This is a genomic window from Kosakonia sp. N21, from assembly GCF_050587465.1.
Lineage (GTDB): Bacteria > Pseudomonadota > Gammaproteobacteria > Enterobacterales > Enterobacteriaceae.
Window position 1 is genome coordinate 101,646 of sequence record NZ_JBOBHR010000004.1, and the last position, 11,845, is coordinate 113,490.

At 54.0% G+C, this 11,845-nt stretch carries 12 protein-coding genes; 8 read left to right on the forward strand and 4 right to left on the reverse strand.

The genetic code is table 11. From position 1 onward, the window contains the following. Position 1 precedes the first annotated feature (1 nt). Complete coding sequence (locus ACQ3G7_RS10740) at positions 2–871, reverse strand: MurR/RpiR family transcriptional regulator (RefSeq protein ID WP_263100885.1); 870 nt, start codon at positions 869–871, stop codon at positions 2–4. 340 nt (positions 872–1,211) lie between these two features. Here ACQ3G7_RS10740 and zwf point away from each other — a divergent pair, with 340 nt between their 5' ends. The 3 genes from zwf to kdgA all read left to right on the forward strand — a co-directional run bounded on the left by zwf (position 1,212) and on the right by kdgA (position 5,412). After that, positions 1,212–2,687, forward strand: a complete 1,476-nt coding sequence (gene zwf / locus ACQ3G7_RS10745) for a glucose-6-phosphate dehydrogenase (RefSeq protein WP_061496682.1) — start codon at positions 1,212–1,214, stop codon at positions 2,685–2,687. A gap of 234 nt (positions 2,688–2,921) precedes the next feature. Further along, entirely contained in the window at positions 2,922–4,733 is a 1,812-nt protein-coding gene (gene edd, locus ACQ3G7_RS10750; RefSeq protein WP_430889799.1) for a phosphogluconate dehydratase, read from the forward strand. A 37-nt stretch (positions 4,734–4,770) separates the two neighbouring features. After that, positions 4,771–5,412 carry a bifunctional 4-hydroxy-2-oxoglutarate aldolase/2-dehydro-3-deoxy-phosphogluconate aldolase gene (kdgA, locus tag ACQ3G7_RS10755; RefSeq protein WP_430889800.1) on the forward strand — a complete coding sequence of 214 codons (642 nt, stop codon included), beginning with the start codon at positions 4,771–4,773 and terminating at the stop codon, positions 5,410–5,412. Positions 5,413–5,477: 65 nt separating this feature from the next. On the opposite strand, the gene purT is transcribed toward kdgA, so the two are convergent. After that, positions 5,478–6,656, reverse strand: coding sequence for a formate-dependent phosphoribosylglycinamide formyltransferase (purT, locus tag ACQ3G7_RS10760; RefSeq protein ID WP_430889801.1), 1,179 nt, complete (start codon positions 6,654–6,656; stop codon positions 5,478–5,480). Positions 6,657–6,788: 132 nt separating this feature from the next. Here purT and ACQ3G7_RS10765 point away from each other — a divergent pair, with 132 nt between their 5' ends. The 4 genes from ACQ3G7_RS10765 (at position 6,789) to ptrB (ending at position 10,445) form a co-directional block, all read left to right on the forward strand. After that, positions 6,789–7,130, forward strand: a complete 342-nt coding sequence (locus ACQ3G7_RS10765; protein WP_430889802.1) for a YebG family protein — start codon at positions 6,789–6,791, stop codon at positions 7,128–7,130. A 58-nt stretch (positions 7,131–7,188) separates the two neighbouring features. Continuing rightward, entirely contained in the window at positions 7,189–7,542 is a 354-nt protein-coding gene (gene yebF / locus ACQ3G7_RS10770) for a protein YebF (protein ID WP_430889803.1), read from the forward strand. A gap of 87 nt (positions 7,543–7,629) precedes the next feature. Next, complete coding sequence (locus ACQ3G7_RS10775) at positions 7,630–8,292, forward strand: tellurite resistance TerB family protein (RefSeq protein ID WP_430890128.1); 663 nt, start codon at positions 7,630–7,632, stop codon at positions 8,290–8,292. A gap of 77 nt (positions 8,293–8,369) precedes the next feature. Next, positions 8,370–10,445 carry an oligopeptidase B gene (ptrB, locus tag ACQ3G7_RS10780; protein WP_430889804.1) on the forward strand — a complete coding sequence of 692 codons (2,076 nt, stop codon included), beginning with the start codon at positions 8,370–8,372 and terminating at the stop codon, positions 10,443–10,445. Here ptrB and exoX read toward each other — a convergent pair. Next, complete coding sequence (exoX, locus tag ACQ3G7_RS10785) at positions 10,427–11,089, reverse strand: exodeoxyribonuclease X (protein WP_263100480.1); 663 nt, start codon at positions 11,087–11,089, stop codon at positions 10,427–10,429. The genes ptrB and exoX overlap by 19 nt on opposite strands. An 11-nt stretch (positions 11,090–11,100) precedes the next feature. After that, on the reverse strand, positions 11,101–11,331 hold the full coding sequence (locus ACQ3G7_RS10790; protein WP_263100481.1) for a DNA polymerase III subunit theta: 231 nt from the start codon (positions 11,329–11,331) through the stop codon (positions 11,101–11,103). 137 nt (positions 11,332–11,468) lie between these two features. Here ACQ3G7_RS10790 and yobA point away from each other — a divergent pair, with 137 nt between their 5' ends. Then, positions 11,469–11,843: a CopC domain-containing protein YobA gene (gene yobA, locus ACQ3G7_RS10795; protein WP_430889805.1), complete on the forward strand. Its 375-nt coding sequence runs from the start codon at positions 11,469–11,471 to the stop codon at positions 11,841–11,843. Positions 11,844–11,845: the final 2 nt, after the last annotated feature.

An 11,845-nucleotide genomic window follows, 5' to 3' on the forward strand; every position in this document is an offset into this window, starting at 1 on the left:
ATTAATGGTTATCGCTTTTGACAAGCAACTCCTTATCAAAGCGCGATTCTTTCAGTGCTTCTTTGACTCGCTTCAAGTTATCCCTGAATTTTGCTCCCCTGCGCAACGTGAACCCGGTTGCCAGCACGTCGATGACCGTCAGTTGCGCAAGACGGGAAACCATGGGCATGTAAATGTCGGTATCTTCCGGAACATCCAGCGTGATCGCAAGCGTCGCTTCACGTGCAAGCGGGGTTCCGGCGGAGGTCAGCGCAATGACCATGGCGTCGTTTTCACGCGCCAGTTGCGCAAGTTCGACCAGGTTTTTGGTTCGCCCGGTATGTGAAATCAGCACGACCACGTCATCGTCGCTACAATTCATACAACTCATGCGTTGCAGGACAATGTCGTCGGAATAGACCACCGGAACATTGAAGCGGAAAAATTTGTTCATGGCATCGTGCGCCACGGCGGCGGACGAGCCAAGACCGAAGAACGCAATTTTTTTCGCCTGGGTCAGTAAATCTACGGCACGGTTTACCGACGCCATATCCAGCGACTGGCGCACGTGATCGAGGCTGGCCATCGCCGATTCGAAGATTTTGCCGGTATAGGCTTCCACACTGTCATCTTCATCGACATTGCGATTAACATAAGGCGTGCCGTTGGCAAGACTTTGCGCCAGATGCAGTTTAAAATCAGGGAAACCGCGCGTATCGAGGCTGCGGCAGAAACGGTTCACCGTCGGTTCGCTGACCCCCGCTTCTTGCGCAAGCGCGGCAATACTGGAGTGAATGGACTGCTCCGGCGTTGCGAGGATCACTTCCGCCACTTTACGTTCGGATTTGCTAAGGTTTTCCAGTCGCGACTGGATCTTTTCCAGCATATTCATGGGTGATAAAGCGCTCATGGTAAAACGATTCCACAAGGGGAAATCGTGATGCGATTGAATCTGATATTACCCCTGCGCGTCGCAGAAAAGTAAGCGGTTGTGAAAAACGATGTTGTTTTTTTTCATTACTTGATCAACGTCGGATTTTATCGGCTGCGTCCTGGGCAAACATCCAGCATTTTCAGGGCGAAAAAACGTATTTTTCGTCACAACAAAATAACGCACTTCCTGACAAGGCTTAACAGTTTCGGGAATGACGTAAAAGCAGTACATTGTACTGTAATAAAATTACAACTAAGACCTGGCTAAAGTACCAGGATAGCCAACTGAGGAGAATGACATGGCGGTAATACAAACAGCCCAGGCGTGTGACCTGGTCATTTTCGGCGCGAAAGGCGACCTCGCACGCCGGAAATTGCTGCCTTCCCTGTATCAACTGGAAAAAGCGGGTCAGATCCACCCGGATACGCGTATCCTGGGGGTCGGGCGTGCCGACTGGGATAAAGAAGCTTATACCCAGGTGATCCGTGAAGCGCTCGAAACCTTCATGAAGGAGAAGATCGACGAGAGCCTGTGGGACAAGCTCAGCGGCCGTCTTGATTTCTGCAATCTCGACGTTAACGACACTGCTGCGTTTAAACGCCTCGGCGACATGCTGGATCAAAAAAATCGCACCACCATCAACTATTTTGCGATGCCGCCAAGCACCTTCGGCGCCATCTGTAAAGGGCTGGGTGAAGCCAAACTGAACGCCAAACCGGCGCGTGTCGTGATGGAAAAACCGCTGGGAACCTCACTGGCGACCTCGCGGGAAATCAACGACCAGGTGGGTGAATATTTCGAAGAGTGCCAGGTTTACCGTATCGACCACTACCTGGGTAAAGAGACGGTGCTTAACCTGCTGGCACTGCGTTTTGCCAACTCCCTGTTTGTGAACAACTGGGATAATCGCACCATCGACCACGTGGAAATCACCGTGGCGGAAGAGGTGGGTATTGAAGGTCGCTGGGGCTATTTTGACCAGGCAGGTCAAATGCGCGATATGATCCAGAACCACCTGCTGCAAATCCTGTGCATGATTGCGATGTCGCCGCCGTCAGACCTGAGTGCTGACAGCATCCGCGATGAGAAAGTGAAAGTGCTGAAATCATTGCGTCGCATCGACCGCACCAACGTGCGTGAAAAAACCGTACGCGGTCAGTACACCGCCGGTTTTGCGCAAGGCAAAAAAGTGCCGGGCTACCTGGAAGAAGAGGGTGCTAACAAGTCCAGTAATACCGAAACGTTTGTTGCTATCCGCGTGGATATCGACAACTGGCGCTGGGCTGGCGTGCCGTTCTACCTGCGCACCGGCAAACGTCTGCCGGCGAAATGCTCTGAAGTTGTCGTGTACTTCAAAACGCCGGAACTGAATCTGTTCAAAGAGTCGTGGCAGGATCTGCCGCAGAACAAGCTGACTATCCGTCTGCAACCGGATGAGGGCGTGGATATTCAGGTACTTAACAAAGTGCCGGGTCTGGATCACAAGCATAATCTGCAGATCACCAAACTTGACCTCAGCTACTCGGAAACCTTTAACCAGACGCACCTTGCAGATGCTTATGAGCGTTTGCTGCTGGAGACCATGCGCGGGATCCAGGCGCTGTTTGTGCGTCGTGATGAAGTGGAAGAGGCGTGGAAATGGGTGGACTCCATTACCGAAGCCTGGGCTGCGGATAATGACTCGCCGAAGCCTTATCAGGCAGGCACCTGGGGCCCCGTTGCTTCCGTAGCAATGATCACCCGCGATGGCCGTTCCTGGAACGAGTTTGAGTAACTGTGCTGCCGTTCAGACTCTGTTATTTTACCGGTAACATGATCTAACACAGAAATCAGGACAATTTTTCATCTTTCAGGCCCCGACTGGATTCACCAGCGGGGCTTTTTTTATTACACTGGCTGAAGCGATTTTGCCTTTGGGGCGCAGTACTCCGGTGTTTTCGGGCTGGCAGGATAAACCGTTCATACCGTGCGCATTGTTTCCCCGGACAGATAAATTTCAGGAGCCTCTATGAACCCGAATATGTTACGCGTAACAAATCGTATTGTTGAACGTTCGCGCGAAACCCGCTCAGCCTACCTTGCACGCATTGAACAGGCGAAAAGCAACACCGTACGCCGCTCATCGCTTGCATGCGGCAATCTGGCGCACGGATTCGCCGCCTGCCAGCCCGACGATAAAGCCTCGCTCAAAAGCATGTTGCGTAACAACATCGCTATCATCACCTCCTACAACGATATGCTTTCTGCGCACCAGCCCTATGAGACCTACCCGGATATCCTTCGTAAAGCGCTGCATTCTGTTAATGCGGTAGGGCAGGTTGCCGGCGGTGTACCGGCGATGTGTGATGGCGTTACTCAGGGGCAGGACGGTATGGAGCTTTCACTGCTCAGCCGTGAAATTATCGCCATGTCAGCCGCAGTAGGCCTCTCGCACAATATGTTCGATGGCGCGTTGTATCTCGGCGTGTGTGACAAAATTGTTCCCGGCCTTGCGATGGCGGCGCTCTCATTTGGTCATTTACCCGCGCTGTTCGTGCCGTCAGGCCCGATGGCCAGCGGTCTGGCGAACAAAGAAAAAGTGCGTATCCGCCAGTTGTATGCCGAAGGCAAAGTCGATCGCATGGCACTGCTGGAATCTGAAGCCGCTTCGTATCATGCGCCGGGTACCTGTACTTTCTATGGCACGGCCAACACCAACCAAATGGTGATTGAATTTATGGGCATGCAGTTACCGGGTTCCTCTTTTGTGCATCCGGATGCGCCGCTGCGACAGGCGCTGACAGAAGCGGCTGCCCGGCAGGTAACGCGTCTCACTGGCAATGGCAATGAATGGATGCCGCTTGGCAAGATGATCGACGAGAAAGTGGTGGTCAACGGTATCGTTTCGTTGCTGGCAACGGGCGGCTCAACCAACCACACCATGCACCTGGTGGCGATGGCTCGCGCGGCGGGCATCATTATCAACTGGGATGATTTCTCTGACCTTTCTGATGTGGTGCCGTTGCTGGCGCGTCTCTATCCGAATGGTCCGGCCGACATTAACCACTTCCAGGCGGCGGGCGGGGTTCCGGTACTGATGCGAGAACTGCTCAAAGGCGGTTTATTGCATGAAGACGTGAATACGGTGGCGGGTTTTGGTCTGACTCGCTACACCAACGAACCGTGGCTGAATAATGGCGAGCTTGACTGGCGTCCGGGCGCTGACGCCTCGCTCGATGCCGATGTCATTGCCACCTTTGATAAACCGTTCTCCAAACACGGCGGCACCAAAGTACTGAGCGGTAATCTTGGGCGCGCTGTCATGAAGACCTCCGCCGTACCGGTGGAAAATCAGGTTATCGAAGCGCCGGCGATTGTTTTTGAAAGCCAGCATGACGTGTTACCGGCCTTCGATGCGGGTTTGCTGGACCGCGATTGCGTGGTTGTTGTGCGTCATCAGGGACCGAAAGCGAACGGAATGCCAGAATTACATAAACTCATGCCGCCACTTGGTGTATTATTGGACCGCCGTTTCAAAATAGCTTTAGTAACCGATGGACGGCTCTCAGGTGCATCGGGTAAAGTGCCGTCGGCGATCCACGTTACACCAGAGGCTTTTGATGGTGGATTGCTGGCGAAAGTGCGTGATGGCGATATCATCCGGGTCAACGGGCAGACGGGAGAATTAACGCTGCTGGTGGATGAAAACGAACTTGCCGCACGTCAGCCACATATTCCTGACCTGAGCGCGATGCGCGTGGGCACAGGGCGCGAAATGTTTGGCGCACTGCGGGAGAAACTTTCCGGTGCGGAGCAGGGCGCAACCTGTATCACTTTTTAAGACGACAAGATTTTAGTTCTGGCGAGAGAAAAACCTGATGAAAAACTGGAAAACGAGTGCAGAAACAATCCTGAAAACTGGCCCGGTTGTGCCGGTGATCGTAGTGAACAAACTGGAACACGCGGTGCCGATGGCGAAAGCGCTGGTTGCCGGTGGCGTTCGCGTTCTGGAAGTGACTCTGCGCACCGCTTGTGCCATTGACGCTATCCGCGCGATTGCCAAAGAAGTGCCGGACGCGATCGTCGGTGCGGGGACTGTGTTGAACCCGCAGCAACTGGCGGAAGTGACCGCCGCTGGCGCGCAGTTCGCCATTAGCCCGGGTCTGACCGAGCCGCTGCTGAAAGCGGCGACTGAAGGAACCATCCCGCTGATCCCGGGTATCAGCACCGTTTCCGAACTGATGCTGGGCATGGACTACGGTCTGAAAGAGTTTAAATTCTTCCCGGCTGAAGCGAATGGCGGCACTAAAGCGCTGCAGGCCATTGCTGGTCCGTTTGCGCATGTGCGTTTCTGCCCGACTGGCGGGATTTCTCCGGCAAACTACCGTGACTACCTGGCGCTGAAAAGCGTGCTGTGCATCGGCGGTTCCTGGCTGGTGCCGGCGGATGCGCTGGAAGCGGGTGATTATGACCGTATCACCAAACTGGCGCGTGAAGCGGTAGAAGGCGCGAAACAGTAACCGTGCGGCGGGTATAACCCCGCCAGACATAAAGCCCGCTCAGTGTTAACACTGAGCGGGCTTTTTTATCCCTGAACGTCAACGGCCTTCGCCGCTGCAATCGCGCGTTGCACGGCGGTTTCGACATTGTCGGCCACCGCCAGCGCTACACCCAGACGACGGGAACCGTCGATTTCCGGCTTGCCGAACAGGCGCAACTGTACGCCTGCGCCCACCGCATTATGCACATTATCGAAGGTCACATTCTGGCTGCTCAGACGAGGCAGAATGACCGCAGAAGCAGACGGACCATACTGGCGGATGTCGCCAACAGGCAAGCCGAGGAAGGCACGCACGTGCAACGCGAACTCGGAGAGATCCTGCGAAATCAGCGTGACCATGCCGGTATCATGTGGGCGCGGAGAAACTTCGCTGAAGATGACGTCATCGCCACACACGAACAACTCCACGCCAAACAGACCGTGACCACCGAGCGCCAGTACGACTTTGCGGGCAATCTCTTCCGCGCGTTGCAGTGCGACAGTGGACATCTGCTGCGGCTGCCAGGATTCTCGATAATCCCCGTCTTCCTGACGGTGGCCGACCGGGGCGCAAAAATGCACGCCATCTACCGCGCTGATAGTCAGAAGCGTGATTTCAAAATCAAAGTGGACCACGCCTTCGACAATCACCCGACCGGCGCCGGCGCGCCCGCCTTGTTGCGCATATTCCCAGGCTTTGGCTAACTGGTCAGCGCGTTTAATAAAGCTCTGGCCTTTGCCCGACGAACTCATTACCGGCTTAACAATACACGGCAGACCAATCTCTTCAACGGCCTGATGGAACGCGGCTTCACTGTCGGCAAAACGGTAACTGGACGTCGGGAGCTGAAGTTCTTCTGCCGCAAGACGACGAATGCCCTCACGGTTCATTGTCAGCTTTGCAGCACGGGCGCAGGGGACAACGTGCTGGCCCTGTGCTTCCAGCTCAATCAGCGTATCGGTGGCGATGGCTTCGATTTCCGGCACAATGAAATGGGGTTTTTCTTGCGCCACCAGCGCCTTCAGCGCTTCGCCATCCAACATGTTAATGACATGCGAGCGGTGGGCGACATGCATTGCCGGAGCGTCGGCGTAGCGGTCAACGGCAATCACTTCGATGCCGAGACGTTGGCACTCAATGGCCACTTCTTTGCCCAGTTCGCCGGAACCGAGTAACATCACGCGAGTTGCTGCAGGGCGCAGCGCAGTACCTAAAAGAGTCATAGCAGCTTACCGTTGGGAAAAAAACTGCGCGCAGTATAAACGAAAACGTTTGCGTCTGTCTTTTATCACTTGCGATGGTTTTTTCATCGCGCTACTATACTGTATAAATAAACAGTTAAATGAGGCTGCATCATGGCGGTAGAAGTTAAATACGTAGTCATTAGAGAAGGTGAGGAAAAAATGTCTTTTGCCAGCAAAAAGGAAGCGGATGCTTACGATAAGATGCTCGATCTGGCGGAAGTGCTGGGTGACTGGTTAGGCGCAGGTCCGGTCACGCTGGAAGATGAAACACGTGACCAAATGGCGCTGTGGCTTGCCGAACAAAAAGAGGCGCTTAGCAGCATTCTTAAGTCCGGTAAATTGCCTGGCGCAGAAGCGCAAGAACCTGCAGCGTCTCCGGCAACGGATGATGAGAGTGAGCCGACAGATACTGTCGATATTAAAAGCGCAGCCAAACGCGCAAAAGTCGCCTGATCTTGCACTGCCTGTAATTTGTACCATGCTTTGAAGGGGTAAAAACCAGGAGATAAGCATGAAAATAGCAGGGGTTTTCGCCAGTTTTCTTTTGCTGGCGGGCAGTGTGGCGGCGCATGCCGCAAACGATAAGTCGGTGAAATTTCCCTCGTGCGAGGGGCTTAACGCTGAAGGCATTGCCGCCAGCGTTAAGCGTGACTATTTGCAAAATCGCATCGTTCGTTGGGCAGACGATCAAAAAAAACTTGGCCAGGCCGATCCGGTGGCCTGGATCAGCACCAAGGATATTGTCGGCAAGGGTGATAAGTGGACTGTACCGTTAACCGTGCGCGGGAAAAGCACCGATATCCACTATAAAGTGGCTATCGACTGCAAAGCCGGTACGGCGGACTATCAACCGCAACCCAACTGACACAATTTTCCCATCTTTTGCAGAGTCAGACATTTCCTGACATCCCCTCGCTTACTCTGAGCGCACCATTATCAGTAGGCGAGGGACATCATGAGTTGGTTAAATCAATTACAATCGCTGCTTGGTCAGAAAGACGGAGCAGCATCTTCATCCTCTGGCGAGCAGGGGTTAAGCAAACTGCTGGTGCCCGGCGCGCTGGGTGGTCTTGCCGGGCTGCTGGTTGCCAGTAAATCATCGCGTAAACTTCTGACCAAATATGGTACCAGCGCGTTGTTGGTCGGTGGCGGTGCGGTGGCCGGTAGCGTGCTGTGGAATAAATACAAAGACCGTATCCGCGATGCTCACCAGAATGACCCCCAGTTTGGTCAACACCCTTCACCGTTAGATGTGCGCACAGAGCGCCTGATCCTGGCGCTGGTCTTTGCAGCCAAAAGTGATGGTCATATTGATGACAAAGAACGCGCGGCTATCGAACAACAACTTCGCGAAGCGGGCGTGGAAGAGCAGGGACGGGCGCTGGTCGCGCAGGCCATTGAGCAACCTCTTGATCCAGAGCGTCTGGCACGAGGAGTCACCAACGAAGAAGAAGCGCTGGAAATCTATTTCCTCAGCTGCGCCGCTATCGATATCGATCACTTTATGGAGCGGAGTTACCTTAACGCATTGGGCGATGCGCTAAAAATTCCTGCCGATGTGCGTGAAGGGATTGAAGAGGATCTTAAGCAGCAAAAACATGCTCTCCCGCAATAACAACTGCGACGTTTCGCTTGCATCGCGCGTGGGTTTTGCCACCCTTATAGGTATGTAAAACTAAAAAGAACAGTGCTATGCCGCCGAAAGCGAAAAAAATCCCCCATGCTATGACTGTGCATGGTGATACTCGTATCGATAATTATTACTGGCTGCGGGACGACGCGCGTTCGCAGCCAGATGTTCTGGACTATCTTCAACAGGAAAACCGCTACGGGCATGAGGTGATGGCGTCGCAACAGGCGCTTCAGGACCGTGTGCTTGGGGAGATCATCTCGCGCATTCCGCAGCGTGAGATGTCTGCACCTTATATCAAAAATGGCTACCGTTACCGGCATATTTACGAACCTGGCAACGAATATGCTATCTATCAGCGTCAGTCCGCGCTCAGTGCGGAGTGGGATGAGTGGCAGGTGCTCCTTGATGCGAACCAGCGCGCGGCGCACAGTGAGTTTTATACCCTCGGCGGCATGTCCGTTTCGCCGGATAACACCATTATGGCGATTGCGGAAGATTACCTGTCCCGTCGGCAATATGGCCTGCGGTTTCGCAATCTTGACACTGGGAACTGGTATCCGGAGATGCTCGATAATGTCTCGCCAGAGTTCGTCTGGGTCAATGATTCTGAAACGCTCTATTATGTACGCAAACATGCGACCACGCTGCTGCCGTATCAGGTGTGGCGACATACTATTGGTACGCCCGCGCAACATGATGAACTGGTCTACGAAGAGCAGGATGAAGCGTTCTATGTCGGATTGAGCAAAACCACCTCGCAGCACTACATCACTATCCATCTGGCCAGCGCCACGACCAGCGAAGTTCTGCTTCTTGATGCGGAATTACCCGATGCCCAACCGCTGCGTTTTTTACCGCGGCGTAAAGACCATGAATACAGCCTCGATCACTACCAGCACACTTTCTATCTGCGATCGAATCGGGACGGCAAAAACTTTGGTCTCTATCGCACCAAAGTACGTGATGAAAAGCGCTGGGAAGTGCTGATCCCGGCCCGAGACCAGGTGATGCTGGAAGGGTTTACCTTGTTTACCGACTGGCTGGTGGTTGAAGAGCGGCAGCGCGGGTTGACCAGTCTGCGGCAAATTAACCGGAAAACGCGCGAAGTTGTTGGCATTGCGTTTGATGATCCGGCGTATGTCACGTGGCTTGCTTATAACCCCGAGCCGGAAACGTCGCGGCTACGCTACGGTTACTCATCGATGACCACCCCGGACACACTGTTTGAGCTGGATATGGACAGCGGTGAACGGCGCGTCATCAAGCAGATTGATGTGGCGGGTTTTGACGCCAGCCAGTACCAAAGCGAGCATTTATGGATCCATGCACGGGATGGTGTCGAAGTGCCGGTATCGCTGGTGTACAACAAAAATCATTTCCGCTCCGGGCAAAATCCGTTGTTGGTTTATGGTTACGGATCTTACGGTGCCAGTATGGATGCCGATTTCAGCAGCAGCCGGTTGAGCCTGCTTGACCGCGGTTTTGTGTGCGCGATTGCGCATGTGCGTGGCGGGGGAGAATTGGGGCAGGCATGGTACGAAGAGGGCAAATTTCTTCGTAAGAAAAACACCTTCAACGATTTCATTGACGCTACCGACAGCTTACTGGCGCAGGGGTACGGTTCGCCGCTGTTCTGTTATGGCATGGGCGGGAGTGCGGGCGGACTGTTAATTGGCGCGGTAATTAACGAACGGCCATCGTTATTTCATGGTGTGATTGCCCAGGTGCCCTTTGTCGATGTGGTTACCACCATGCTGGATGAGTCGATCCCCCTTACCACCGGTGAGTTTGAGGAGTGGGGGGATCCCCAGGATGAAACCTACTACCGGTACATGAAAAGCTACAGTCCCTATGACAACATCGGCGCGCACGGTTATCCGCACATGCTGGTCACTACCGGCCTGCATGACTCGCAGGTGCAATACTGGGAACCGGCAAAATGGGTTGCCAAACTGCGGGAGTATAAAACCGATGACAACGTACTGTTACTCTGCACAGACATGGATTCCGGACATGGCGGGAAATCAGGACGGTTTAAATCCTATGAAGGTGTAGCGCTGGAATATGCCTTCCTGATAGCCCTGGCGCAGGGAACCCTGCCGGGGCAAAGCGCGGATTACTCTTCGCCTAAATAGTGTTTCAGCGTCAGACGCAGTTCCGGGCTCATGCGCTCAAGGTTATTGAATAACCACCGCAGGTAGCCCGGATCGCGATCGGCGATTTCGGATACCGGTTTGCCCCGGTATTTACCGAACGTAAACGTCGTCAGCAGCGCGGGGCGACCGGTAATCGTCGCCATTTCATCTGCGGACCAGCCTGATACCTGCATAATATCAATCAGCAAGGCGGCGGTAATATAGCAGTCGTAAAGCGCCCGGTGATGATGCAGACCCGGCGGCGTCTGCACGCTGAGCTTGCGGGATTTATACAGCGCCATATTACTGTATTTAATGCCCGGCCACAGGCGACGCGCCAGTTTCATCGTGCAAATCCACTCGCCAGGCATTTCCGGCAGGACGCGGCGATCAAAGCTGGCATTGTGGGCGACATACCAGTTGCTGCCGTAATAATTCGGCACAATCTCTTCTATCCATGGCTGGTTGGCTACCATCGATTCGGTGATCCGGTGTATCGCCATGGCTTGTGAACTGATGGGGCGGTCAGGGCGAACCAGATGGCTCATCGGATTGACGATTTGCCCGTCCACGACGTCAACGGAGGCAATTTCGACAATGCCCCCTTGCAGATCGCAGGTTTCGGTATCGATAACACGCAACATACCCGACTCCGTTATTTCGCTTTAGGCTCATAAGGTAAGCGGGAAAGCGACACTGAGGCCAGCCGATGCGCAATCAAGCGCTCGCGAAACCAGGTACGCAGGTGCTCTGGCTGTTCACGCTCGATGGCTTCAGCAACCACAGGCATGTTATAGCGCTCTTTAAATGCGACGCCTGCCGCGGCAAGATCGACATTGATCTTATCCATTTCGTCCTGCTCAAGTTGCGCAAGGTTCGTTGTCATGATTTTCTCCTGGGTTCACGCGGCAAAAGTTACTAAGCCTGCCACATAAAGACAAGCACGCCGACGATGATACTCGACGCGATTATTATACAGGGTTATTCTCTGTCCCATATGTATAACAAAAAGGAATGAACAATATGCTCACATCTGCTGTTCGCCGCTGGCGCACGATCACGCTGATCGCCACGCTTTTTGCCGCTCCCGCCGCGCTGGCGCATGCGCATTTGAAAAACCAGTATCCGGCAGCGGGGGCGGAGGTTACTGCAGCACCGCAGGAGCTAACGCTCACCTTTTCTGAAGGTATCGAACCGCAGTTCAGCGGTATCAGCGTCACCGGGAGTCAGCAACAAATTATCACGACCGGCACAATCAAACGCAATGAGAATGACAAAACGCAAATGATCGTGCCGCTGGAGCAGCCGCTCATGCCGGGCCATTATACTGTTAACTGGCATGTAGTTTCCGTCGACGGGCACAAAACTCACGGCCAGTATCAATTTTCCGTGAAGTAACC

Bases quoted from the DNA above. Each gene is read 5' to 3' on its own strand.
- ptrB (WP_430889804.1), top strand. From the start codon at position 8,370: ATGCCGCCGAAAGCGAAAAAAATCCCCCATGCTATGACTGTGCATGGT.
- ACQ3G7_RS10790 (WP_263100481.1), bottom strand. From the start codon at position 11,331: ATGACAACGAACCTTGCGCAACTTGAGCAGGACGAAATGGATAAGATC.
- ACQ3G7_RS10740 (WP_263100885.1), bottom strand. From the start codon at position 871: ATGAATATGCTGGAAAAGATCCAGTCGCGACTGGAAAACCTTAGCAAA.
- yebF (WP_430889803.1), top strand. From the start codon at position 7,189: ATGAAAATAGCAGGGGTTTTCGCCAGTTTTCTTTTGCTGGCGGGCAGT.
- exoX (WP_263100480.1), bottom strand. From the start codon at position 11,089: ATGTTGCGTGTTATCGATACCGAAACCTGCGATCTGCAAGGGGGCATT.
- zwf (WP_061496682.1), top strand. From the start codon at position 1,212: ATGGCGGTAATACAAACAGCCCAGGCGTGTGACCTGGTCATTTTCGGC.
- yobA (WP_430889805.1), top strand. From the start codon at position 11,469: ATGCTCACATCTGCTGTTCGCCGCTGGCGCACGATCACGCTGATCGCC.
- kdgA (WP_430889800.1), top strand. From the start codon at position 4,771: ATGAAAAACTGGAAAACGAGTGCAGAAACAATCCTGAAAACTGGCCCG.
- edd (WP_430889799.1), top strand. From the start codon at position 2,922: ATGAACCCGAATATGTTACGCGTAACAAATCGTATTGTTGAACGTTCG.
- purT (WP_430889801.1), bottom strand. From the start codon at position 6,656: ATGACTCTTTTAGGTACTGCGCTGCGCCCTGCAGCAACTCGCGTGATG.
- ACQ3G7_RS10765 (WP_430889802.1), top strand. From the start codon at position 6,789: ATGGCGGTAGAAGTTAAATACGTAGTCATTAGAGAAGGTGAGGAAAAA.